Genomic DNA, 23,150 nt, shown 5'->3' on the forward strand with positions numbered 1-23,150 from the left:
TTGAACGCCGACGAGCCGGCGCGCGGGTTGGGATAATGAAGATGGTCGCCTGGCAGGTCGCGGGTGCACCGGTCGCATATGCGGTTCGGTGCTCCTCCTTGTCGATGATGGGGACATGCAACGCGGCATCAATCTCGACGAATTTGGCCGATTGCTGGCGATCGCTTAGCGCGAGGACCACGGCATGAGGTTGCGAATTTGCCCATATCCCTCGGTGGAGGGGTGGAATGATCGTCGATTGCCCGAAGCCAGTTTCAGCCTGGCGGGTTTCTGACCGCGGCGTCGCTCATATCGAGGAAGGTCGCCGACACCCCAGGGGCCCGCGTCAAACGCCCGGTCTCTTTTTTGCGCGCATCAGACCGCGACGATTGCGCGCAGATCGAGGTCGAAGCGCGCCAGATATTTGCGCAGCCGGTCGGCGTCGTTGGTCGACTTGCGCTGTTCGCGCGAGGCCGTGAATAATTTTCGTCCCGCCGCGGACAGGCTCCCGCTGCTGCGGCACACCGCGACCGTGTACGCGAGTTGAACACGGTCGAAGGGATCGATCCGCGCGAGCGCCTCGCCGGACAGCAGCCGGCCGAGCAGATCCTCCTCGCCCCTCGCGCCCGACCAGAGCGCGCGGAGCCGCGACATCTCGAGCGCGACGGCATCGGCGTCGATGCGCCCTGCGGGGCTCAGCGTCGCCATACGCGTCACGCTGGCGGCGAGGTCGCGGAAATTGCCGTGCCACAGCGCATCGCCGCCCTCGGCATAGCGCAGATAGCGTTCGCGCGCTTCCTTGTTGAAGGTGACACGCGTGCCTTCGCGCTCGGCGAAGCGCTCGAGCTCGAAATCGAGGTTGGGGGCGATATCCTCGCGGCGCTGCGCCAGCCCTGGCAGGCTGAAGGTCCAGAGGTTGAGCCGCGCGAACAGATCCTCGCGGAACCGCCCCGCCGCGACTTCGCCGACGAGGTCGCGGTTGGTGCCGGCGATCAGCTGGAAATTGCTCGCTGCATCCTTGTCCGCACCCACAGGCAGGAATCGCCCGTCCTCGATCGCACGCAGGATCATCGCCTGCTCGTCGAGCCCGAGTTCGCCGATCTCGTCGAGGAAGAGTAGCCCCTTGTCCGCGGTCCGCAGCAGGCCCGGCCGGTCCTGGATCGCGCCGGTGAACGCGCCCTTGTGGTGGCCGAACAGCGCCGACATCGCGCTGTCGCCTTTCAGCGTCGCGCAATTGACCTCGACGAAGGCCCCGCCGATCTGGTGGCGCAATTTCTTGAGCTCGTAGATCTTGCGGGCGAGCTGGCTCTTGCCCGCCCCCGTCGGCCCCATCAGCAGGATCGGCGCGCGGCTGCGCACCGCGACCTGCTCGATCTCCTCGATCATCCGGTTGAAGGCCGGGTTGCGCGTTTCTATCCCGCTCTTGAGGAAGCTGGCGCTCTCGGCGCTCGCCTCGGCGAAGCGCGTCGCGATGCTGTCGTAGCGCGAAAGGTCGAGGTCGATGGCATTCCATGTCCCCACCGGCTGCGGCGCGCCGCGCTGCGGCTGCGTCTGGAGCAGCCGCCCCGGCAAATAGCGCGCCTCGGTGAGCAGGAAGAGACAGATTTGCGCCACGTGCGTGCCCGTCGTGATGTGGACGAGATAATCCTGCGCATCGGGATCGAACGGAAAGTCGCGCGCGAAGTCGAGCAGCTTGCCGTATACCTCCTCGAAATCCCACGCGTCTTCGAAATCGAGCACATGCGGCACGACTTCGGTTTCGGGCGAAACGTCGCGAATATCGTCCATGACGAACTCGGCGAGGCGGCGGTGGTAGCTTCCGTGGAGCAGGATGAAGCGGTCGACGCGCAGATCCTCCTGCATGCAGATGCTGACCGACGGACGCCACTTGTTCCAGCGCGACGGGCCGAATTTGGCGGCGTCGAGCGTCGACCCGAGGAATCCGATGACGGTAAGAGGCTTCATGCGAGAGCTTATACATTCGTATAATGTACGCGACAACAGGATATGATCGTTAGGCCGCATTGAAGCGAGACCGCTCGCCCCTTATAATAAAAATTGTTATAAAACAATATATTATAAACTTTATGTAGTCCATTCCGCCATTTGGCACGCCTCCTGCTTAGCTATCGGCGTCGGGATCACGTCACCCGGCGACGAGGAGCGAAGGGGCGGCTGGAATGGGCCGGCCGCCCCAAAGACCCCAGAGATTTCGGGAGGGCTCGCCATCGCGGCGTCCTTGCCCCAAGGAAAAGAAGAGGAGGTCCGTCATGACCGAGACGAGCTATGAAGTCATGAACGTCGAGGGCGGACGCCCGGTCAAGATGTGGACGCGCGGCGTTCCCGTCGAGGACATGGCGCGTGCACAGCTGACCAAGGCGGCGAAAATGCCGTTCGTGTTCAAGCATGTCGCGGCGATGCCCGACGTCCATGTCGGCATCGGCGCCACCGTCGGATCGGTGATCCCGACCAGGGGCGCCGTGATCCCGGCCGCGGTCGGGGTCGACATCGGCTGCGGCATGATGGCCGCGCGCACCACGCTGATGGCGCACGACCTGCCCGACAATCTGGAGGGCATCCGCAGCGCGATCGAGGCAGCGGTGCCGCACGGTCGTTCGGTCGGGCGCTCCAAGCGCGACAGCGGCTCGTGGGGCGATCCCCCGCAGGCCATCGTCGACGCCTGGGCGACGCTCGCCGAGCGCTTCGGACGCATCGTCGCCAAGCACCCGCGGCTGAAGAACACCAACAACCTGACGCATCTGGGGACGCTCGGAACGGGAAACCATTTCATCGAGCTGTGCCTCGATACCGAGGCGCGGGTGTGGGTGATGCTGCATTCGGGTTCGCGCGGCGTCGGCAACGCGATCGGCACCTACTTCATCGAACTGGCGAAGAAGGACATGCGCAAGTGGTTCATCAACCTGCCCGACGAAGATCTGGCGTACTTCCCGGAAGGGACCGACCATTTCGACGATTATGTCGAGGCGGTGGGTTGGGCGCAGGACTTTGCCGCGCTGAACCGGCGCATGATGATGGCGAATGTCATCGCCGCGCTCCGGCGCCAGATCGCCAAGCCCTTCGAGGCCGAGGCCGAAGCGGTGAACTGCCATCACAATTATGTGACGCGCGAGAACCATTTCGGCGAGAATGTGCTCGTCATCCGCAAGGGGGCGGTGCGCGCGGCGAAGGGCACGATGGGGATCATCCCGGGTTCGATGGGCGCGAAATCGTTCATCGTGCGCGGGCTGGGCAACGCCGAAAGCTTCGATAGCTGCAGCCATGGCGCGGGCCGCGTCATGAGCCGCACCGCGGCGAAGAAGCTCGTCACCCTCGACGAGCATATCGCCGACACCGCGGGCGTCGAATGCCGCAAGGACGAAGGCGTCATCGACGAGACCCCGAAGGCGTACAAGCCGATCGAGGCGGTGATGGCGGCGCAGGCCGACCTCGTCGAGATCGTCCATACGCTCAAGCAGGTGGTGTGCGTGAAGGGGTGACCCCCTTCACGCCGCCATCCGGGGAAAGGCCGTGAACAAGATCCTGTGCTGCGGCGCCTGCGAGGCGCGCCTGACGTCCGCGCTGGCACTCGTGTCGAGCAAGGCGCCCGGCGTCGTTGCGCCCGAGCAGGAGCCCGGCAAGCCGCTTATCGCGCGCGGGATCGCCTTCAAGAGCTGGGAACCGATCGAACGGTCCTTTGGCAACGTTCCGTCGCTGCTCGAATTCGTCCCGCAATATTGGCTGAACCCGGACGATCTGACCGACGCCGTGCGAATAACGCGCAACAGGGACCGGCTGGGCGGATGCTGCGGGATTGGCGGCTTGGGCGGTCCCAATCAGATATGCCGGTGCGGCGCCGAAGTCGGCACGCTACGCACCGATTGCTGGACACCGCATTTGTTCGTCCCCGATCCGGCGAACACGAACTGGATAGAAGAAGAAGTATGAGTATCGAACCCGCCATCCGGCCCGAAATCGAAACCCGCCTGTCCGCCGTCGAGGCGGAGGATGGCGTGCGCCTGTTGCTCGCGATCGAATCGGGATCGCGCGCGTGGGGATTCCCCTCGCCCGACAGCGATTATGACGTACGCATTCTCTATGTCCGGCCGCGCCGCGACTATCTGGCGCTGAGCCCAGTGCGCGACGTGATCGAGCGAGTGATCGTCGACGAGATCGACCTCAACGGCTGGGACATCCGCAAGGCGCTGGGGCTGATGCTGCGCAACAATTCGGTGCTGTCCGAATGGATCGAATCGCCGATCCAGTATCGCGACGCGCACCCGGTCATTGCGCGCATGGCGGAGCTCAAGGATCGGCATTTCGATCCCAACGGCTTTGCGCTGCATTATGCCAAGCTCGGCCGGACGTCGGTCACGCGGTGGCTGCAGGCTGCGCATGAGGTTTCGGTAAAGCGCTATTTTTATGCGCTGCGCCCCGCGCTCGCGATCCGCGTGTTGCGGCGCGACCCGTCGCGCCGGCCGCCGATGCAGTTGCAGCAGTTGATGGCCGAGGCGGATTTACCGCCGTCGGCCGGCGAAGAGATCGAGCGGCTCGTCGCACTGAAAGCGAATACACGCGAGGCGGGACCAATCGCGCGCGCGCCCGAGATCGACGCGCTGATCGCCGACGAACTGGGACGCGCGGGCGAAGTGCCGGCGCGTCCGCCGAGCGAGGCGTTTGCCGCCGAGGCGAACGACCTGTTTCTGGATTTGGTAGAAGACACATGATCATCATCGACGGATCGGAAGGCGAAGGCGGGGGGCAGGTGCTGCGCTATGCCTGTGCGCTGGCGCTGCTGACCGGTCAGCCCTTCACGATCACCAACATTCGCGGCGGGCGCGAGAAGCCGGGACTCATGCGGCAGCATGTCACCGCGATCGAGGCCGCGTGCGTGATCGGCGGCGCCGAATGCAGCGGGCTCGCGGTCGGATCGAACAGCATCGGCTTCCGCCCCGGGCGCGTGACGCCGGGCGATTATCATTTCGCGGTCGGCACTGCGGGAAGCACGGGGCTCGTCCTCCAGACGATCCTCGTGCCGCTGATGTCCGCCGACGCACCCTCCCATCTGGTGATCGAGGGCGGGACGCACGCGATGGCGGCGCCGCCGTTCGAATTCATCGAGCGCACGTTGCTGCCCGTGATCAACCGCATGGGTCCGACCGTGTCGGCGCGGCTGGTCCGCCACGGCTTTTTCCCGCGCGGCGGCGGGCGGATCGAGGTCGATATCGTGCCGGCGGCGCTCAAGCCGATCGAATGTATCGAGCGCGGCGCCGTCGGCGCTGTGGAGGCGACGGCGGTCGTCGCCGGCATCCCTTTCGACGTGGCGCAGCGCGAGCTAAAAGCGGCGCGAAAGATACTGGCCGACTGGCCGGAGGAGGCGTTCGTCACGCGCCATCTACCCGCCGACCAGGGTCCGGGCAATGCGCTGCTGGTCGAGGCGCGCTTCGACCATGTCACCGAGATCGTCTCGGCCTTCGGCAAGCTGGGCATCCCCGCCGAGCGGCTGGCGACGACGGCGGCGCGGCGCATGGCAGGCTATGTCGCGTCGTCCGCCTTTGCCGGGCCGTATCTGCAGGATCAGTTGCTACTGCCGATGGCGATCGCGGGGGGCGGCGCCTTCACCTCGGTCAAGCTCAGCGAGCACAGCACGACCGCGATGGCGCTGATCGAGCGCTTCACCGGCCGCCGATTCCGTGTGTCCGCTACGGGCGACGCCAATCTGGTCGAAGTGATCGCCTGACCAGCGGCCGCCTCAGGGGCGATAAGGTATCGCGTCGGGCAGGGTCACGCCGACCTCGCGCGCGTAGCGATCCCACGCCGCGGCTAAGGCATCGCGGCGCGCGGGCTCGGCGAGCGAGAGGTCGCGCGTCTCGCCGGGATCGCGCGCGAGGTCGAACAGCCGCCATTGCCCGTCGCCGATGTCGGTGAGCTTCCAGTCGCCCTGCCGCCACGCGCGCGAGCCGAAAAGCTCGGCGCCGAAACCGTCGCGCGCGCGATAGACGCGCGCGGCCGGGTTGCGGAGCCAGGCCAGCCAGGAGCGGCCGGTGATCGGCTTGACCGCCCTGCCCCCGACATCGGTCGCCGCAGCGTCCACACCCGCAAGGCCGAGCAAGGTCGGCGCGACGTCGGCGACCGACAGGAACTGCGTCTCGGCCCCTTCGCGCCGCGGGATGCCTTCGCCGCTGATGAAGGCGACCGCGCGCGTGCCGCCTTCGCTCTGATAGCCCTTGGCCAGCCATGACGGCGCGGTCGCGGCCTGTGCCCAGCCGGCGCCATAGGTGATATATGAGCTGGCCGCGCCGCGGTTGGTGTACGCGTTGTCGGCGCCCTTGATCCGCGCGGCGAGCATTTCGGCGCCGGTGGTTTCGATATCGAGCGCCTCGGCACCATTGTCGGCGAGGAAGAGGATAACGGTCTTGTCTAGTTCGCCCGACGCGCGCAGCGCTTCGACGATGCGGCCGACATTCCGGTCCATGCGATCCACCATCGCGGCATAGATTTCCATGTTGCGCGCGGCAGTGCGCTGCTGGTCGGCGGTCAAAGAGTCCCAGCTTCCGTCGCGGTTGCGCGGGGTGTGCGGGACGACGCCGGGCGCGAGGATGCCAAGCTCGCGCTGGCGGGCGAGGCGGCGCTCGCGCAGTGCGTCGAAACCGTCGTCGTAGCGCCCCTCGTAGCGCGCGATGTCCTCGGGATGCGCCTGCAGCGGCCAGTGCGGCGCGGTGAAGGCGAGATAGGCGAAGAAGGGCTGCTGTGCCCCCTCCGCTTCGCGCTCGCCCAGGAAGTCGATCAACCGCGTCGCGAAATAGTCGCTCGAATAGAAATCCGTGGGCAGCTCGGTCAGCAGATTGCCTTGCTCAGTGTAGGTAGCCGTGGTGCCGACGTCGGTACCGAAATGATTGTGCCCGCCCTGCAGCAAAGCGAAGCTGCGCTGGAAGCCGCGCGCATGCGGGTCCTGCTCGGGGGTCAGGCCGAGGTGCCATTTGCCCGAGAAGAGCGTGGCGTAACCACCCGCCGTCAGCCGCTCGGCAAGCGTCGCGACGTCGGCGCGCAAATAGCCCTCATAGCCCGGCTTGTCCTTCTGGTTCGGGCGGATCATCTCGGCCATCGTGCCGAGGCCCGCGACATGATTGTCGGTGCCCGACAGCAGCATCGAGCGCGTCGGCGAACAGGTCGGCGCGGTATGAAAACCCGCGAGGCGCACGCCCGCGAGCGCCAGCTTGTCGAGATGCGGCGTATTTATCTCGCCCCCGAAGGCGCCGAGGTCCGAATAGCCTAGGTCGTCGGCGACGATGACCAGGAAATTGGGCCGCTTGTCCTTCGCCTGCGCGGGCACGGCGGCGATCAGCAGAAGGAGGAGCAGCGAGGCGAGAGGCTTCATTCGGGACATCCTGTCATCAAAGGGGCGGCGCGCCGCGGGCGAATGGAACCCGGGCGCGCCGCAGTCGGGACCGGCGCAGTCAGAGGAAGGGAGGTCGGAGGCCGGTCCGGGGCTGGTCAGGTGCGCAGGTCAGGCGGGTTCGTACTGAACCGCCTTTTCCTGCCGCACGGTCTTGCTGCGGCGGCCGTCGATCGCGACGGGCGCCTCGCCGTGGATCGTCGCGCGGCGCAGCGTCCGGCGCTGGAGACCGAAGTCGGCGGTCGCGCGGTGCTGCGTCGCCTGATTGTCCCAGATCGCGACGTCGCCTTCCTTCCAGCGCCAGCGCACGACATTTTCGGGCTTGGTGATATGCTCCTGCAGCGTCTGGAACAGCCGCGCGCTGTCGACCTGGTTCAGCCCGACGAACTGCTTGACGAAATGGCCGAGGAGCAGACTGCGCTGGCCGCTGACCGGATGGACGCGGACAACCGGATGCTCGGTCTCGTACACCGTCGAGGCGAAGACATTGCGGTGCTCCTTGATCCGCCTGGCCGCGCTTTCGGCGTCGGGCGCGGACTGCAGGATCGAGGCGTAATCGTAGAGGTTGGTGTGCGTCGCCCAGAGATTGTTCACGAGCTGGCGCAGCACCTCGGGCAGGCCCTCATAGGCGGTCTCGCCATTCGCCCATTGCGTATCGCCGCCCGCTTCGGGAATGGTGATCGCGCGCAGGATCGACGCCTTGGGATAGGCGTCGACGAAGGTCACGTCGGTGTGCCAGCTCGACGCCGCATAGCCTTCGCGGCTGTCGAGCTCGAGCAGGTAGCGCGATCCTTCCGCGACGGGCACCGTCGGGTGCGCAACCGGATCGCCGAGCAGCGCGGCGAAATCCTCATGCTCCTTGTCGGTCAGATGCTGCTGATCGCGGAAGAAGAGCACCTTGTGCCGCACCAGCGCGGCCTCGATCGCCTGCACCACCGGTGCCGGCAGGTCGCCCGACAATTCGATGCCATGGACGATCGCGCCGATCGTGCCGGTGACCGGGGTGATGTCGAGCGGGATATTCCTGTCGCGGGCATTGGCATAGCTGTTGTGAAGGTCGGTCATGTCAGTCTCCTTTGGGGTTATGGTTGGCGGCGGGGGTTATTCGGCGAAGGCGTAATCGGGCGGTCCCGGATCGAGCTGTCGGCGAATTTCGGCGTGCGCCGCCTCGTCGAGCGGGAAGCGCGCGATGAGGGCGGCGGACAAGGCGTGGGCGATGGCGGGGCCAAGCCCGAAGACGAGGAGGAGCCCTTTCAGCGCCTCGGGGCTGTTGACGCCCTTCGGGTCGAAACCGAGCCAGGCGACAAGCGGCAGCGCGATCCCGACCGCGACTGCGGTGGCGGTCTTTCCGGCGAGGCTGAACACCGAATAATAGAGCCCGGTGCGGTCCTCGCCGCTGTCGAGGCGGTGCTTGTCGGCGACGTCGGCGACGATCGCTCGGAGCATGAGATTTCCCGATCCCTGCGCCAAGCCCTGCGCCAGCGTCAGCGCGAGGAGTAGCCCGAAGGTGTCGGGGGTGACGAGCAACAGCGACAGGTTGATCGCGACCTGCACCAGCTCGCCCGCGACCGCGGTGCGATGCTTGCCATAGCGGCGCCCGATCTTGAGCCAGATCGGCCCGGCGAAGACACCGAAGACGAACTGGAAGAGGAAAAGCCCGCCGGCCCATTCGGGGCGGCCCATGTAGAAGGTCACGAAAAAGACGATCAATGAGCCGCGAATGGTCTGCGCCAGCGTCACCGCGAAATCGGAAGCAAGGACGCGGAGCAGCAGCGGCTCGCCGGCGATCGCACGGAAGACTTCACGCAGGCTCGGCTTGCTCGCGGGGAGCAGCGGCAGCGGCGGTTCCTTGAGCGCGGTCAGCGTCAGGACCAGCGCGGGCACGATCGTCACCAGCACCAGCCCGCCCATCAGCGTCAGTTGCAGCCGCCCGTCGCCGGGGCGCAGCTGGTCGGCGATGGTCGGCAGTACCAGAGTGAGCAGCAGCGCCGCCGCGGCCACAACTTGCTGATAGGTCGCGATGCGCGTGCGCTCGTGATAGTCGCCCGACACCTCGCCCGACCACGCCTGGAACGGGATCTGCACCGCGGTCCAGCCGAGATAGAGGAAAAAGAGCACCACCCCAAGCGACAGCGGCGTCACTCCGAAGGGCGGGAAAAAGAGGAAGATCGCGGCGACGGCGAAGATCACCCCGCCCGCCGCAATCCACGGCTTGCGCCGGCCGTGGCGGCTGCGCGTCGCGTCGCTGAGCGATCCCATAAGCGGGTCGGCGATCGCGTCCCACAGCCGCCCGAGCAGGAAGATCACGCCGATGACGGTCAGCGACAGGCCATAATCGCGCGCATAGATGGCGGGCAGGTAAACGCCGAGCGGCAGCCCCGCGGCGGCGAGCGGGACGGCGACCGCCGAAAAGCGGATCAGCTGGCCCGAAGTGGCGGGCGCCGCGCTCACAGCTTGGTCCTCAGCGTGACGCCAAGCGTCCGCGGCTCGCCGATCAACGCGGTGACAATACCCGTCACGGCGGGTGACAGCGTCTGGAAATAATCCTTGTCGAGCAGGTTTCGCGCCCAGATCGACAGATCGAACAGGCCATCGTCGGTCTTAATGCCAATGCGCGCATTGGCGAGACCATAGGCGGGAACGTCGGCGTAAATGCTGTTGCTCGACGAGGTATTGAACGACGAGCGGTGCGAATAGTCGCCATGGGCATAGACCGACAGGTCGCGCCCGCCGAGCGCGCCGAGCGGTGCCGACACGTCGCCGCCGAGCGTATAGGTGAATTTCGGCACACCCGGCAGCTGCTCGCCGGTCAGGTCCTGCACCGCGACCGTGCCCGGAACCTGCCGTTCGGGCGCCTGCGGCGCATTGGGATAATCGCTGTAGGTCGTGTCGGCATAGGCGACCGAGGCATAGAAGCTTGCCCGCTCGCTCGGCGCGAAGCTCAGATCGCCCTCGACGCCGCGCGAGCGTACGCCGGGGATGTTCGCGATATATTGGCGGACGTTCACCGTACTCGCGATCTGCTCGGTGATCGCGGTCTGATAGTCGCTGATCTCGGTCCAAAAGCCCGCGACATTCAGCGTGACCCGCCGGTCCAGCCACTGCGACTTGATGCCGAGTTCATAGCTGTCGACCTTTTCCGGCGCCACATCGGGCAGAATCCCCGCGGGCAGGTTGGTGAGGTTGAGCCCCCCCGACTTGTTGCCCCGCGAATAGGTTGCATAGGCGAGCGCGTCGTCGCTGAACTGCCATGAGAGCGTCGCGAGCCCCGACAGGCTGTCGTCGCTGAAGCGCGTCGAATAGCTGGTCACCGGGTTGAACTGCGCGCGCACCGCCGCAGCCTGCGCCGCGAGCGCGGGCGTCAGGGTCGACAGGTCGATGCCCGCGACGTGGACCTGGTTGAACGACCCGCTCTTCTTCTCATGCGTGTAGCGCAGCCCCGCGGTGAGCGTCAGCCGGTCGGCGAATTTCCAGTCGAGCTGCCCGAACAAGGCATAGCTTCTGGTGCGCGGGTCCGATGTCGAATTGGCCTCGAACCCGTCGAGCGCGGCCTGCCACGCCGCGAGCGGGATCGGCGAGGCCGGCGGCCGATTCCACAGCGCCGCGGCCGGGCCATAGGCGCTCTTGCCGTAACCGCGGATCACCTGCCAGAAATAATAGGCGCCAACGACATAATCGACCGGCCCGCCACTGTCCGACGCGAGGCGGATTTCCTGGGTGAACTGGCGCTGGCGGTTCGCCTGCTGCGCCTTGGTCACGATCGGCAAGGCTGTCGAATCGCCGTCGTTCGCGGGGTTCCAGTCCCACCAGCGATAGGCGGTGATCGAGGTCAGCTTGGCGCCGCCGAGGGTCCAGTCGATCTGCCCCGACACGCCATAACCGTCCATGTTCGACTGATAATGACCGTCGGCCTCCCCGCGCCGCGCGAAGGGATCGATCGTCGGGAACGAGTAAGTGGGAAAGCGCGCGGCGCGCTGGGCAAAATTGTTCGGGATGACCGCGCCATTGGCATAGGTGCCGAAATAGTCGGCGAAGATGTTGAGGACGTGGTTCTGCTTCTGGCGCGAGAAATCCCCGATGATGCGAAACTCCAGATCGGCAGACGGTGTGAAGAGCAATTGCCCGCGCACGCTCCAGTTCGAATAATCCTGCGCGCGCTCGTTCTGCGTCACATTGTAGAGGAAACCGCGCCGCTCAGTGACCGCACCGCTCATCCGCACCGCGATCAGATCGTCGACGAGCCCCGCCGAGGCCGATCCGCGCAACTGGTAATAGCCATAGTCGCCGACGCTCGCCTCGCCCGAAAATTCGGGGTCGAAGCTTGGTTTGTGCGAGGTGATGTTGATCGCGCCCGACGTGGTGTTCTTGCCGAACAAGGTCCCCTGCGGTCCGCGCAGCACCTCGATCTGCTGCAGATCGACCAGGTCGAACTGCGTCTGCCCGACGCGGCCGTAATAGACATTGTCGATATAGAAACCGACGCCATTCTCCAGCCCGTCGTTGGTCAGCGCGACATTGCTGCCGAGCCCGCGGATGTTGATGTTGGTGTTGCGCGGGTTGAAGCTGAATACCTGCAGGCTTGGCACGATTTGCTGAATCTGGGTCAGCGTATAATTGCCAGTCGCCTCCAGCGTTTCGGCCCCGACCACCGACAGCGCGATCGGCACGTCCTGCGCGCTTTCGTCGCGGCGACGCGCCGACACGATGATTTCGGAGCCGTCATAGCCGTCGCCGGCGGCCTCTGCCGCGGAGGCAGCCTCCGCGGTGGCGGCCGCATCGACGGCAACCGCTTCCGTAGCCCAGGCGGGCGCTGCCGGAACCAGCAGCGCCGCGCCGAGCAAAAGCTTCAAACGATGATCGGGAGAGAATTTCGACATTATGATATTTCCCCGGGCCGCAGCGCAGCCCCTTTTTTGATGTGATGGATGGTGGCGCGGGGCGCCGCGCCGGACCGGGCTGCCGCCGGCTCGCGGCCCCACAGCGCTCGGGCGGCGCTGCGCAGGGACGCGGGATAGCGGGCCAGATCCGACAGGTCGGACTGGGTCAATATGGGCATGGTTCACCTGCCGCCGGCGCGCAGGCACCGGACGCAAAGCCGCATTGCGCCCTCGCGAAAGGGAGGCGCGGCCAGGATGAAAAGAGAGTGCCGCCGCGCGGAGGGGAAGCGGTCGTCCGCTATCCCGCGCGCGGGTCCGGCTATGGTCTAGACGCTGCTGTTACACATGCGCATCGCAATACCCCTACAGGGGGAACGCAATGCCTGGCGCTGTCGCCCGAGCATCACGCGCTTTAGCCGTTGGTAACGCGGAGCAAGCTGCTTCCCGATCAAAAGCCGCGGGTCGAGAAAAGGCGGGAGAGCCTGCCACCCGGTCCGACCGTTCCGAATGACAAACTCAACTTAAAAGATTGATATTTGATTCGTCAACCGTGGCCCGGCGTTTCTGCGATGAAGAAAATCTTTCGCAAGGCGAGTTGAGCCTATGGCCATCGCCGCCTGCGTCAGGTGACGAGGCCGGCGCAACCCCGGGGATCGTGCCGGCCTCTAACCACCAGAACCGGAACAGATCGGGTCGCTAGATCGGAAAGCGGTTCGGGAGGCTATGCAGGCGCCGTCCCCGGCGCAGCGCAACACCAGCGCGCCCCCACCCGCTCGGCGTTGTTTCGGCCTGATATTTCGCGCGCGGGCGGCGCGTCTACCCAATGTTTATTGGGGTGGCGCGGCGACGCGGCGTGCGCCAGCAGCACGCATCCCGGTCGCGCAACGAGACCCCGCGCGACGGGGCAGCGGCGGCGGCGGAGAGGGGGCCGTCCGTCGCCGCGACCAAGGTCGCCGACCTATGGCCTTATTTTCCAGATGAAAATTGACATTGCCCGGCGGTCACGCGACAGATTGCTTAGATGTCGCAGTACCATCGGCTCGTTCTATTCTGGTTCGCCCTGCTGGCCCTGTTGCTGGCCGCATTCGCGCCTCCCGCGGCCGCTGCTGATATCCCGGTCGTCGAACTCAAATCGGGGCGGGACGCCCCCGCGCTCGCGCCCTATGTCCGCTACATCATCGACGGTGCCGATCCGCTGAAGACCGCCCCTGCCGATCTGCTCGCGGGGCCGCTCCAGCGCGTCACCGGATCGACAATTCATTTCGGCCCGCCGGGGCGCAAGACGGTGGTCGCAGTACGCGTGCGCAACGGCGGCGACAGTCAGGGCAGCTGGATATTCACCACTGGCCGCGGATCGCTCGCTTATTTCCGCCTCTACGAAGTCGCGAACGGCGATCTCGACCTGCTGGTCGATGGCTCAAACCCCGGCGCTGCCGAGGAGAATCTCCGGACCTACCAGGCGTTCAGCACCGAATTCGTGCTCGATCCGGGGCAGGAGAAATTGCTGCTGATCGATTTCCTGTCCGAAAACTCGACATACCTCCCCCTCAAGATCAACAGCTACGGCACCTTCTTCAAGGAGCGGCGGTCGAACATCGCGATGGTGTCGGGGGTCGTGTTCGGCGTGGTCGTGCTGATCCTGCTCAATTTCCTCTTCTTCTCGATCACCGGGCACCGCGAGTTCGTCTGGCTGGCGGTGGCGCAGGCGTTCTTCGCGCTGAACACCGTCCATTCGGAAGGCTATATCACCATATTCTTCCTCGCCGACCAGCCGCTCACCGGGGTAGCGGTCGAGGATGTCTTCAAATGCGGGTTCGCCGCCGCGATGGCGCAATTCGGGCGCAGCTTCATCGACACGCGCACTCATTTTCCGCGGCGCGACATCGCATTGCGCGTGCTGATCGGCGCCGCGCTGCTGATCATGGCGCTCCAGCCCGCGCTGTCGCTCTATCCGCCCGCGATGCGCCACACGCTGCACATCGGCGGCTGGCTCGTCGCGATCGGCGGCGCGCTGTTCCTGCCCTTTGTCGGCTTTGCAGCGATGCAGCAGCTCGGGCGCCAGCTGTGGCCGCTGTTCGTCGGCTGGGGCAGCCTCGCGCTCTTCATCCTCTATTCGGCGATCGCTTCGATGGGGGTGTTCGCCTGGCTGCCGATCAACTGGCATCTCGCGGGACCCGTCGGGCTGTTCGAATCGATCATGGTTACGCTGGCGCTCGGCCTCAACCTCAAGAAGATCCAGCACGACAAGCTGGTGGCCGACGGCAATTATGCGCGTTCGATGGCCGAACGCGTCGAAATTAGCGAGCGCGCCGCGCGGCTTGCCGAGGAAAAGGCTTTCGCGCTCGAAACGGTGAACAGCCAGAACGCCCTGCTCCATGCCTCGGGCCACGACAGCCGCCAAGTCATTCTCGCGCTCAACAGCGCGATCGACGTGCTGAAGCGCGGCGACGACAGGGGTGCGAACGCCGACCTCACCGCGATGCTGCAAAGCTCGGCGAATTACCTGGGCGAGATCGTTTCGACCACCATCTCGGGCGCGAATATCGCGGGCAGCGACGCCGACTTCATCGCGCTCGGCGCCTTCGACGCGCGTGCGCTGGTCGAACCGCTGCAGATGATGTTCAAGGCGCCCTTCGCGGGCAAGACGCTGACGCTCGCGACGCAGGTCGAGGGCGCGATCATGATCGTCTCCGACAAGCCGCTCCTGATGCGCGCGCTCGCGAACCTGCTCGGCAACGCCTATCAATATACCGAGCGCGGCGGCGCGCGGGTGACGGTCGAGCGGCGCGGCGAAAAGGCGGTGATCGGCATCGCGGACACCGGCCGCGGCATGGAGCCCAAGATCGTCGCCGCGCTGAACGAGGGCCATGCGACGCGGCTGCGCGCCGACGAGGGGGTCGAGGGCACCGGATCGGGCTTTCGCGCGGCAAGGCGGCTGGTCGAGACGCTGTCGGGCACGCTGACCATCACCGCATCGTCGGACGCGGGGACGGTCGTCGAAATCGCCCTGCCCGCGGCCTTCGCCGGCGTCACGCCGTGCACCGTCGAGGAACTGCAGGCGGGCGCACCGCAATGGCGCATCCTCGATTTCGACCAGCGCGCCGCCTTCGACGCCGCCATCGCCGCCGCGGACGGGACCAACGCACGGCTTGCCGCGCTGACCTATGACGACAGCAGCGTCACCCGCGGGCGCCTGGGCGAGATCGCCATGATGGCGATCATCAAGCCGCCGTGCCGCGAAATGCTGCGGCACCCGGCACTCGCAGAGTCAAAGCAGCCCTAGCTCCTGCGCGCGCTCGACGATCTTGCGGTTGTTCGCGACGTCGAGCTTGCGGCGCAATTCGGCGATGTGAAATGACACCGTCGGCTGCGCGATCGCCAGCCGATAGGCGATTTCCTTGTTGCTCTCGCCCTGCGCCAGATAGTGGAGGATCGCCATCTGGCGCGATGACAGCGCGACCGGCGGCTGCTGAAACTTGCCCAGCGCCTCGCGCATGTGCGCCGATACGAAGATGTCGCCCGCCAGCGCCGCGTCGCACGCCGCGACGATCTGGTCGGGCGGGTCGGCCTTGCTGACCACGGCGCGCGCGCCGAGCTTTAGCGCATAGTCGATTTCGCCCGGGACGGTCTCGCCGGTCAGGATGATCACGGTCATGTCGCGCGACCCGATAATCTCGGCGAGCACGTTGATCCCGCGCACGTCGGGCAGGTTGAGGTCGAGGATGACGAGGTCGACCGGCTGCGACTGGACGAAGGCATTGACCATCGCGCCGCGGTCGAGGGTGCCGACGACGGCATAGCGGTCGAGCCCGGTGAAGAGCAGCTTGATCCCGCTGCGGGTGATCGCATGATCGTCGACGATCAGGATATTATGCTTGGCCGTCATCACAGCATCCCCGTTCCCCGACAGCGAATGCCCGACAAGATCACGTCGCCGCAACCCGAATATTCTTGGGTGATCGATGCGGGGGCGACCGCCGGGCAGCGACGCTGCGTCAATGGGCAAACGGATGGCGAAGTCAACGGCCTTGCCACCACGCACGTGTGTTACTATATTAATACACAAGGAGCCGGCAGCCTGCCGGCCGAGCTACGGACACAGACCATGCCGCACGACCGCCTCCCCTCCATGCTCCGCGCCTGCATCACCGCCGTCTCGCTCGTCGCCGCATCGGGCGCGGCGTACGCCGCCGAGGGCAGCGAATGCCATGTCGGCAGCTACAAGCTGACGGACGGGCGGATCGTCGACATCGCCCCGCTCGAAGGCGACCGGCTGCGCTGGCGCAGCTTCGACGGCGCGGTCGGCGAACTGAAGCCGGGGCCGGACGGCGGCTGGCAGAGCCTCTACGGCTGGACCGGTCGCCCCGACGGCATCGACGTCGACCTCGGTGCATGCGGCGCGGGCAAGATCCGATTTGCCGGGTCGGAAGGGCAGCGGCTGGCGTTCGACGAAACCACGGCAGATTTCACGGGACGCGACGGCGTGACGCTGAAGGGGCGGCTCGTCATGCCCGAGGGTACGGGCAAGGTACCTGTGGTAGTGCTCGTCCACGGCGCCGAGCGCGACGCGGCGCTACGCTTCAATTTCCTCCAGCGCCTCTTCCCCGCGGCCGGCATCGGCGTCTTCGTCTACGACAAGCGCGGCACCGGCACCTCGGGCGGGGTCTATACGCAGGATTTCGACCTGCTTGCCGACGACGCGATCGCCGCGATGGCCACCGCGCGCAAGCTCGCCGGGACACGCGCGGGGCGCGTCGGCTATCAGGGCGCCAGCCAGGGCGGCTGGGTCGCGCCGCTTGCAGCCAACCGCGCGCCCGCCGACTTCGTGATCGTCAGCTTCGGCCTCGCGGTCAGCATCCTCGACGAAGATCTCCAGCAGATGGAGATGGAGCTGACCGACAAGGGCTATCCGCCCGAGATCATCGCCAAGGCGCAGGAGATCGCGCGCGCGGCGGGCGAGATTTTCGCGAGCAATTTCAAGGGCGGCTACGCCGAATTCGACGCGGTGCGCGCCAAATATCGCGGCGAGAGCTGGTACAAGGACGTCCACGGCCACATCACCTGGCTGCTGCTGCCGCACGAGGAAGCGGCGATGCGCGCCGAGGGCCCCAAATATGACTGGGGCACGCCCTTTCGCTACGACCCGATGGCGACGCTGACCGCGAACAGGACCGCGCAGCTCTGGGTGCTCGGTGGGCGCGACTATCAGGCGCCGGCGAAGGAGACGAGCCGCCGCCTCGGCACGCTCATCGACGCGGGCAAGCCCTTCACCCTCGCCGTCTATCCCGGGGCCGAGCATGGCATCACCCTGTTCGAGACCGCGCCCGACGGCACCCGCGTCTCGACGCGTTTCGCCGAGGGCTATTTCGCGATGATGCGCGACTTCATCAAGCACGGCTCGATCGACGCCGCCTATGGCGACGCGGCGATCCGCCGCGCCGGAGCCGGCGACTGATATGCCGACGTGTCGGCATGCATTTCGGCTGTTGCAGGGTTCGACACGCCGACGATCGCGGCATAGTCCTGCACGATCTGCGCCAGCGCCGACAGCGCGAGTGTCACGGGGTCGCGCGCGGCGGGGATAAGGCCAACCGACGTCCGCAGCCGCTGGCACAGGCGATCGGGGACGCCCGCGGCGCGCAGCGCGTCGAGCCGCATCGCTTGCGTCCGGCGGCTGCCGATGGCACCGACATAGAAGGCGTCGAGGCCGAGCGCGTAGGGCAGGAGGTCTTCCTCCCAGTCGCGGTCGTGAAACACCGACAGGATCGCCGTCCAGGGGTCGGCGGTCAGGGATTGCGGGACGGCGCGCGTCGCCAGATGGGTGGTGTCGAAGCCGTCGGCGCCAAGATCCGTCAGAAGGCCCCGGTCGGGAGAAATGACCGACACCGCCGCACCGAAGGCACGCGCCAGCCGCGCCAGCGCCGTCAGTTCCTCGCCCTGCCCCATAGCGACGATCCGCAGCACGGGATGATAGCGGAGGCAAAAATCGCCGTTCTGCCAGCCCGTGGCATCGACCGGCGCGCCCGAAGCCACGCCATCGGCCGACAGCCGCAGGCCGGCCGCCTCACGCCGGTCGAGCCGCGCCAGCGCATCAGCGATCGCGTGGCGGTCGGGGTGCGGGTTGAAGAGCAGGTCGATCCCGCTGCCGCACGGCAGGCGGATGTCGAGATAGGGCGATCCCGCGCCGAAACGCACCAGCCGCGCGCGCGCCTCCGCGAGCGTCTCGATCGCCTCGGCCACCACTGCCGCCTCGATACAACCGCCCGAGAAGGAGCCAAGGTAGCGGCCGTCTGCAGCGACGGCCATCTGCGCCCCGATCGCGCGCGGCGCGGTGCCCTCGATTCCGGTCAGGGTTACAAGGATCGTCCCGATCCCTTCCTCGATCCGGGCCAGGGCAAAGCGCAAAATATCGGCGGGGGTGGTTGCTATCATGCGGCTTTTGCCGCGAGTAGGATCCTGGCGCCGGGCGCGCCCGTCACGAAGGGAGCCGATTTGATCGATGCGCGCGACATCGCCGCCATCCTGCTCGCGGCCGGCGGATCACGGCGCTTTGGCGCCGACGACAAATTGCTGGCCCCGCTTGGCGGCGAGCCGCTGGCGCTGCATGCCGCGCGGTGCGTAGTCGAATTGGCGCCCGGGCGTCGGATCGCGGTGTGCCGCGACGGCGACGGGCCATTGGCGCGGCGGCTTTCCGCGCTCGATTTCGAGATCGTCGTCAATCCGGACCCCGAAGCAGGATTATCGCAGTCGCTGGCGCGCGGCATTGCCCAGGCGGCGCGCGGCACCGAGGCCGCTGCATTGGTCTGCCTTGCCGACATGCCCTTCGTCGGCGTCGCCCATTTGCGCAGCCTGCTCGCGCGTTTCGATGCGGCCGACGCGCCCGCGGTCGCATCGACCGACGGGGCAGCACGCATGCCACCGGCGCTGTTCGCCCGCTCCCTGTTCGCTGCCCTGCAGGAAGCGAGAGGCGACCGCGGCGCCAGGACACTGCTCGCCGATGCGGTGCTCGTCGAGGCCGGTGACGGGGAGCTGGCCGATATCGACCGGCCCGAGGACCTTGAAGGCTGACGCGACGCGGCCCGTCCGGTTGGCGTCATGCGATATCCGGCAATTCGCCGAGCAGCTTGTCGAGCGTGATCGGATAGTTGCGCACGCGCGCGCCCGTCGCGTTGTAGACCGCATTGGCGACCGCCGCGGCGACGCCGCAGATGCCGAGCTCGCCGACGCCCTTGGCCTTCATCGGCGACGTCGTCGGATCGGTCTCGTCGAGGAAGATCACCTCTTGGTGCGGGATGTCGGCATGGACGGGCACCTCGTACCCGGCAAGGTCGTGGTTGACGAAGAAGCCGAAGCGCTTGTCGACCGCGAGTTCCTCCATCAGAGCGGCGCCCGCGCCCATCGTCATCGCGCCGATCACCTGGCTGCGCGCCGCCTTGGGATTGAGTATGCGCCCCGCCGCACAGACCGCCAGCATACGGCGAACGCGGATCTCGCCGGTCATCGCATCGACCCCGACCTCGACATAATGCGCGCCGAAGGTCGACTGCTGATAGGTCTTTTCGAGGTCGCCATATTCCATCTTGTCTTCGGCGACGAGTTCGCCGGTCGCCGCCGCTTCACCGAGCGCCGCGCTGCGTCCACCCGACCGCACCTTGCCGTCGGCGAACTGGGCATCGGCGGGGTTCATGCCCAGCTTCTGCGCTACCGCTTCGCGCAGCTTGACGCAGGCGGCGTAGACCCCCGCGGTCGAGCTGTTCGCACCCCATTGCCCGCCCGAGCCCGCCGACACCGGAAACGCCGAATCGCCGAGCTTCACCACCACCTTGTCGAGCGGCAGGCCCATCATTTCGGCGGCGGTCTGCGCGATGATCGTATAGGTGCCGGTGCCGATGTCGGTCATGTCGGTCTCGACCGTAACCACGCCCGACCTGTCCAGCCGCACGCGCGCGGCGGAAGGTCCGTTGATATTGTTGCGGAAAGCCGCGGCGACCCCCATGCCGACCAGCCAGCGCCCGTCGCGTATCTGCGCGGGTTTCGCGCTGCGCTTGGCCCAGCCGAATTTGTCGGCGCCGATCTGCAGGCATTCGTTGAGCTGGCGTTGCGAAAAGCGGCGCTCGGGCTTTTCGGGATCGACCTGCGTGTCGTTGAGGATGCGCAGCGCCACCGGGTCCATGTTCAGCTTCTCGGCCAGCTCGTCGACCGCGATTTCGAGCGCCATCAACCCCGGTGCCTCGCCCGGCGCGCGCATCGCATTGCCCTCGGGCAGGTCGAGCACCGCGAGACGCATCGCGGTCATGCGGTTTTCGCCAGCGTAGAGCAGGCGCGTCTGTCCGACTGCGGTTTCGGGACCGCCGCCGGGAAGGTCGCCCGACCAGCTTTCATGCCCGATCGCGGTGATCTTGCCCTCGGCGGTCGCGCCGAGGCGAATGCGCTGGATCGTCGCGGGGCGGTGCGGGGTGTTGTTGAACATGAAGGCGCGCGGCAGCGCGACCTTGACCGGGCGTTTCACCGCCCTGGCGCCGAGCGCGGCGAGCACGGCGTCGGCGCGGATGAACAATTTGCCGCCGAAACCCCCACCGACATAGGGCGAGTCGAGCCGGACATTTTCCTTGGGGATGCCCAAGGTTTTCGCCATGTCGCCAACCGACCAGGCGATCATCTGGTTGGAGGTCCACAGGGTGAGCTTGTCGCCCTCCCACGCCGCGATCGACGCATGCGGTTCCATCATCGCATGCGCGTGGTCGGGGGTGAAGTAGCGCGCATCGACCTGCACCGGCGCACCGGCGAAGGCGCCCGCGAAATTGCCGACCGCGGAATCGGCCTCGGTCCCGAACACCGGGGCCGGCTTGATCGCGCCGTCGAGGGATTTGGACAGGTCGAAATTGCCCTTGCCGCGCGCATATTCGACGCGGACCAGCGCCGCGGCGGCACGCGCCTGTTCAAAGGTCTCGGCGACGACGAGCGCGATCGCCTGATGATAATGATCGACCGCGGGTCCGCCGAGCAATTTGGCGGTGTTGAAATCGCCCTTGCCGAGCTTGCCGGCGTTCGCGGCGGTGACGATCGCGAGCACCCCGGGCGCGGCCTCGGCGTCCTTGAGGTTCATCGACGCGATCCGCCCCTTGGCGATCGCTGCGCCGACGACATAGCCATAGGCCTGGTTCGCGGCGACGTCGTGCCGCTCATAGGCATAGGGAGCGGTGCCCGTCGTCTTGAGCGGCCCGTCGATGCGGTTGGTGGGCTTGCCGACGACCTTGAGCTGGTCGATCGGATTGGTCGTGGCGGGGGTATCGAATTTCATGGTTCAGCCCCTCGCCTCTGCCAGCACCCCGGCGAGCGTTCGCTCGACCAGCGGCAGCTTGTACGCATTTTCATGCGTGGTCTTCGCGCCCGCGAGCAGCCCGGCGGCCACCGCTTTCGCACCGCGCGGAAGGTCGGCCTCGGCCGCCTCGACGCGCCACGGCTGGTAACCGACCCCGCCGAGCGCGACGCGCCCTGTCCCATCCTTCTGCACGATCGCGCCGACCGAGATCAGCGCGAAGGCGTAGGACGCCCGGTCGCGCACTTTGCGATAGATATGCGTGCCGCCGACCGGTTTCGGCAGCGTCACCGCGGTGATCAACTCGCCCGGCGCGAGTATTGTTTCGAGATGCGGCGTGCTGCCCGGCGCGCGATAGAAACCGGACAGCGGGATCGCGCGCGCCTTGCCCGCGGCATCGACGGTCTCGACCACCGCGTCGAGCGCGCGCATCGCGACCGCCATGTCGCTGGGATGCGTCGCGATGCAGGCTTCGCTGGCGCCGACGACCGCGTGCAGCCGGTTGAAGCCGCCGATCGCAGCGCAGCCGCTGCCGGGCTTGCGCTTGTTGCACGGCTGGTTGGTGTCGTAGAAATAGGGACAGCGCGTGCGCTGGAGCAGATTGCCCGCCGTCGTCGCCTTGTTGCGCAGCTGGCCCGAAGCGCCCGCGACGAGCGCGCGCGACAGCAGGCCATAGTCGCGGCGCACCCGCGCGTCGCTGGCGAGATCGGTGTTGCGCACCATCGCGCCGATGCGCAGCCCGCCGTCACCGGTCTTCTCGATCTTGTCGAGCGACAGGCGGCTGACGTCGATCAGATGCGTCGGCGTCTCGATCTCCAGCTTCATCAGATCGAGCAAATTGGTGCCGCCGGCGATGAAGCGCGCACCGGGCGCGCGGGCGAAGGCGGCGGTGGCGGCGGCGGGCGTCGCGACGCGCTCATAGGTGAAGCTCTTCATGCCTTCGCCCCTGCGACATCGACGATCGCGTCGATGATGTTCGAATAGGCGCCGCAGCGGCAGATATTGCCGCTCATCCGCTCGCGCAGTTCGGCCGGCGTCACCTTCGGTTTGGCGGTCAGATCGGCGGAGACATGGCTCGGGATGCCTGCCTTGATCTCGTCCAGCACCGCGACCGCCGAACAGATCTGGCCCGGCGTGCAATAGCCGCATTGATAGCCGTCATGGACGACGAACGCCTCCTGCATCGCATGCATCTTGTCGGGGGTGCCGAGCCCTTCGATCGTCGTGATGCTCTCGCCCTCGTGCATCACCGCGAGCGTCAGGCAGCTGTTGATCCGCCGTCCGTCGACGATCACCGTGCAGGCGCCGCATTGGCCATGGTCACAGCCCTTCTTCGTCCCGGTGAGCTTCAGATTTTCGCGTAGCGCGTCGAGCAGCGACACGCGGGTATCGAGTTCGAGTTCATGCTCCTTGCCGTTGACGCTGAACGCCACCTTGGCGGTCGGCGGCGTCGCAGGCGCAGGCGCAGGCGCCGCTGCGACCGCCGCCCCGGTGGGTACAAGCGCCACCGTCGCCACCGACGCCGCGCCACCGATCACGCCACGCCGCGACAATTCGAACTCTTCGGGAGTCTGCACCGCGT

17 protein-coding genes are annotated in these 23,150 nt (G+C 66.8%); 7 read left to right on the forward strand and 10 right to left on the reverse strand.

From position 1 onward, the window contains the following. Nucleotides 1-354 precede the first annotated feature (354 nt). Complete coding sequence (gene rtcR, locus BWQ93_RS08185) at nt 355-1,944, reverse strand: RNA repair transcriptional activator RtcR (RefSeq protein WP_077030106.1); 1,590 nt, start codon at nt 1,942-1,944, stop codon at nt 355-357. 305 nt (nt 1,945-2,249) lie between these two features. Between rtcR and BWQ93_RS08190 the strand changes: the two genes are divergently transcribed. The 4 genes from BWQ93_RS08190 to rtcA are packed head-to-tail and all read left to right on the forward strand — an operon-like array spanning nt 2,250 to nt 5,716. Further along, nucleotides 2,250-3,476, forward strand: a complete 1,227-nt coding sequence (locus BWQ93_RS08190) for an RtcB family protein (RefSeq protein WP_077030107.1) — start codon at nt 2,250-2,252, stop codon at nt 3,474-3,476. 31 nt (nt 3,477-3,507) lie between these two features. Next, nucleotides 3,508-3,924, forward strand: coding sequence for a hypothetical protein (locus tag BWQ93_RS21095; protein ID WP_077030108.1), 417 nt, complete (start codon nt 3,508-3,510; stop codon nt 3,922-3,924). Next, on the forward strand, nt 3,921-4,703 hold the full coding sequence (locus tag BWQ93_RS08200) for a nucleotidyltransferase domain-containing protein (RefSeq protein WP_077030109.1): 783 nt from the start codon (nt 3,921-3,923) through the stop codon (nt 4,701-4,703). Before BWQ93_RS21095 ends, BWQ93_RS08200 begins: the two co-directional genes overlap by 4 nt. Further along, nucleotides 4,700-5,716, forward strand: coding sequence for an RNA 3'-terminal phosphate cyclase (gene rtcA / locus BWQ93_RS08205; protein WP_077030110.1), 1,017 nt, complete (start codon nt 4,700-4,702; stop codon nt 5,714-5,716). The genes BWQ93_RS08200 and rtcA overlap by 4 nt, the downstream gene beginning before the upstream one ends. 12 nt (nt 5,717-5,728) lie before the next feature. Here the strand turns inward: rtcA and BWQ93_RS08210 are convergent, their stop codons facing one another. The 4 genes from BWQ93_RS08210 to BWQ93_RS08225 all read right to left on the reverse strand — a co-directional run bounded on the left by BWQ93_RS08210 (nt 5,729) and on the right by BWQ93_RS08225 (nt 12,249). Next, a complete protein-coding gene (locus BWQ93_RS08210; protein WP_077030111.1) occupies nt 5,729-7,363 on the reverse strand; it encodes an arylsulfatase in 1,635 nt (544 codons plus the stop codon). A 120-nt stretch (nt 7,364-7,483) separates the two neighbouring features. Next, on the reverse strand, nt 7,484-8,437 hold the full coding sequence (locus BWQ93_RS08215) for a TauD/TfdA dioxygenase family protein (RefSeq protein WP_077030112.1): 954 nt from the start codon (nt 8,435-8,437) through the stop codon (nt 7,484-7,486). A gap of 36 nt (nt 8,438-8,473) precedes the next feature. Next, the gene (locus BWQ93_RS08220; RefSeq protein ID WP_077030113.1) at nt 8,474-9,823 is read right to left on the reverse strand and encodes an MFS transporter; all 1,350 of its coding nucleotides are present in this window, start codon (nt 9,821-9,823) and stop codon (nt 8,474-8,476) included. Further along, nucleotides 9,820-12,249 carry a TonB-dependent receptor gene (locus tag BWQ93_RS08225; RefSeq protein WP_077030114.1) on the reverse strand — a complete coding sequence of 810 codons (2,430 nt, stop codon included), beginning with the start codon at nt 12,247-12,249 and terminating at the stop codon, nt 9,820-9,822. Before BWQ93_RS08225 ends, BWQ93_RS08220 begins: the two co-directional genes overlap by 4 nt. Nucleotides 12,250-13,270: 1,021 nt before the next feature. Between BWQ93_RS08225 and BWQ93_RS08235 the strand changes: the two genes are divergently transcribed. After that, entirely contained in the window at nt 13,271-15,532 is a 2,262-nt protein-coding gene (locus BWQ93_RS08235; protein WP_077030116.1) for a sensor histidine kinase, read from the forward strand. On the opposite strand, the gene BWQ93_RS08240 is transcribed toward BWQ93_RS08235, so the two are convergent. After that, nucleotides 15,518-16,135 carry a response regulator gene (locus BWQ93_RS08240; protein WP_077030117.1) on the reverse strand — a complete coding sequence of 206 codons (618 nt, stop codon included), beginning with the start codon at nt 16,133-16,135 and terminating at the stop codon, nt 15,518-15,520. The genes BWQ93_RS08235 and BWQ93_RS08240 overlap by 15 nt on opposite strands. A 219-nt stretch (nt 16,136-16,354) precedes the next feature. On the opposite strand from BWQ93_RS08240, the gene BWQ93_RS08245 reads away from it, so the two are divergent. Continuing rightward, the gene (locus BWQ93_RS08245; protein ID WP_198040497.1) at nt 16,355-17,704 is read left to right on the forward strand and encodes an alpha/beta hydrolase family protein; all 1,350 of its coding nucleotides are present in this window, start codon (nt 16,355-16,357) and stop codon (nt 17,702-17,704) included. On the opposite strand, the gene BWQ93_RS08250 is transcribed toward BWQ93_RS08245, so the two are convergent. Next, nucleotides 17,662-18,681 carry an XdhC family protein gene (locus BWQ93_RS08250; protein ID WP_083720749.1) on the reverse strand — a complete coding sequence of 340 codons (1,020 nt, stop codon included), beginning with the start codon at nt 18,679-18,681 and terminating at the stop codon, nt 17,662-17,664. The genes BWQ93_RS08245 and BWQ93_RS08250 overlap by 43 nt on opposite strands. Nucleotides 18,682-18,741: 60 nt before the next feature. On the opposite strand from BWQ93_RS08250, the gene BWQ93_RS21100 reads away from it, so the two are divergent. Continuing rightward, nucleotides 18,742-19,317 (forward strand): nucleotidyltransferase family protein, encoded by a 576-nt coding sequence (locus BWQ93_RS21100; protein ID WP_077030119.1) that lies wholly within the window; start codon nt 18,742-18,744, stop codon nt 19,315-19,317. 25 nt (nt 19,318-19,342) lie between these two features. Here the strand turns inward: BWQ93_RS21100 and paoC are convergent, their stop codons facing one another. The 3 genes from paoC to paoA are packed head-to-tail and all read right to left on the reverse strand — an operon-like array spanning nt 19,343 to nt 23,145. Further along, the gene (paoC, locus tag BWQ93_RS08260) at nt 19,343-21,550 is read right to left on the reverse strand and encodes an aldehyde oxidoreductase molybdenum-binding subunit PaoC (RefSeq protein ID WP_077030120.1); all 2,208 of its coding nucleotides are present in this window, start codon (nt 21,548-21,550) and stop codon (nt 19,343-19,345) included. Nucleotides 21,551-21,553: 3 nt separating this feature from the next. Next, nucleotides 21,554-22,504 (reverse strand): FAD binding domain-containing protein, encoded by a 951-nt coding sequence (locus tag BWQ93_RS08265; RefSeq protein ID WP_077030121.1) that lies wholly within the window; start codon nt 22,502-22,504, stop codon nt 21,554-21,556. Further along, the gene (paoA, locus tag BWQ93_RS08270; protein WP_077030122.1) at nt 22,501-23,145 is read right to left on the reverse strand and encodes an aldehyde dehydrogenase iron-sulfur subunit PaoA; all 645 of its coding nucleotides are present in this window, start codon (nt 23,143-23,145) and stop codon (nt 22,501-22,503) included. The genes BWQ93_RS08265 and paoA overlap by 4 nt, the downstream gene beginning before the upstream one ends. Between the last annotated feature and the right edge of the window lie 5 nt (nt 23,146-23,150).

Source organism: Sphingopyxis sp. QXT-31 (assembly GCF_001984035.1).
In the GTDB taxonomy this organism is placed as follows: Bacteria; Pseudomonadota; Alphaproteobacteria; order Sphingomonadales; family Sphingomonadaceae; genus Sphingopyxis.

Bases quoted from the DNA above. Each gene is read 5' to 3' on its own strand.
- rtcR (WP_077030106.1), bottom strand. From the start codon at position 1,944: ATGAAGCCTCTTACCGTCATCGGATTCCTCGGGTCGACGCTCGACGCC.
- BWQ93_RS08190 (WP_077030107.1), top strand. From the start codon at position 2,250: ATGACCGAGACGAGCTATGAAGTCATGAACGTCGAGGGCGGACGCCCG.
- BWQ93_RS08200 (WP_077030109.1), top strand. From the start codon at position 3,921: ATGAGTATCGAACCCGCCATCCGGCCCGAAATCGAAACCCGCCTGTCC.
- rtcA (WP_077030110.1), top strand. From the start codon at position 4,700: ATGATCATCATCGACGGATCGGAAGGCGAAGGCGGGGGGCAGGTGCTG.
- BWQ93_RS08210 (WP_077030111.1), bottom strand. From the start codon at position 7,363: ATGTCCCGAATGAAGCCTCTCGCCTCGCTGCTCCTCCTTCTGCTGATC.
- BWQ93_RS08215 (WP_077030112.1), bottom strand. From the start codon at position 8,437: ATGACCGACCTTCACAACAGCTATGCCAATGCCCGCGACAGGAATATC.
- BWQ93_RS08225 (WP_077030114.1), bottom strand. From the start codon at position 12,249: ATGTCGAAATTCTCTCCCGATCATCGTTTGAAGCTTTTGCTCGGCGCG.
- BWQ93_RS08235 (WP_077030116.1), top strand. From the start codon at position 13,271: ATGTCGCAGTACCATCGGCTCGTTCTATTCTGGTTCGCCCTGCTGGCC.
- BWQ93_RS08240 (WP_077030117.1), bottom strand. From the start codon at position 16,135: ATGACGGCCAAGCATAATATCCTGATCGTCGACGATCATGCGATCACC.
- BWQ93_RS08245 (WP_198040497.1), top strand. From the start codon at position 16,355: ATGCCGCACGACCGCCTCCCCTCCATGCTCCGCGCCTGCATCACCGCC.
- BWQ93_RS08250 (WP_083720749.1), bottom strand. From the start codon at position 18,681: ATGATAGCAACCACCCCCGCCGATATTTTGCGCTTTGCCCTGGCCCGG.
- paoC (WP_077030120.1), bottom strand. From the start codon at position 21,550: ATGAAATTCGATACCCCCGCCACGACCAATCCGATCGACCAGCTCAAG.
- BWQ93_RS08265 (WP_077030121.1), bottom strand. From the start codon at position 22,504: ATGAAGAGCTTCACCTATGAGCGCGTCGCGACGCCCGCCGCCGCCACC.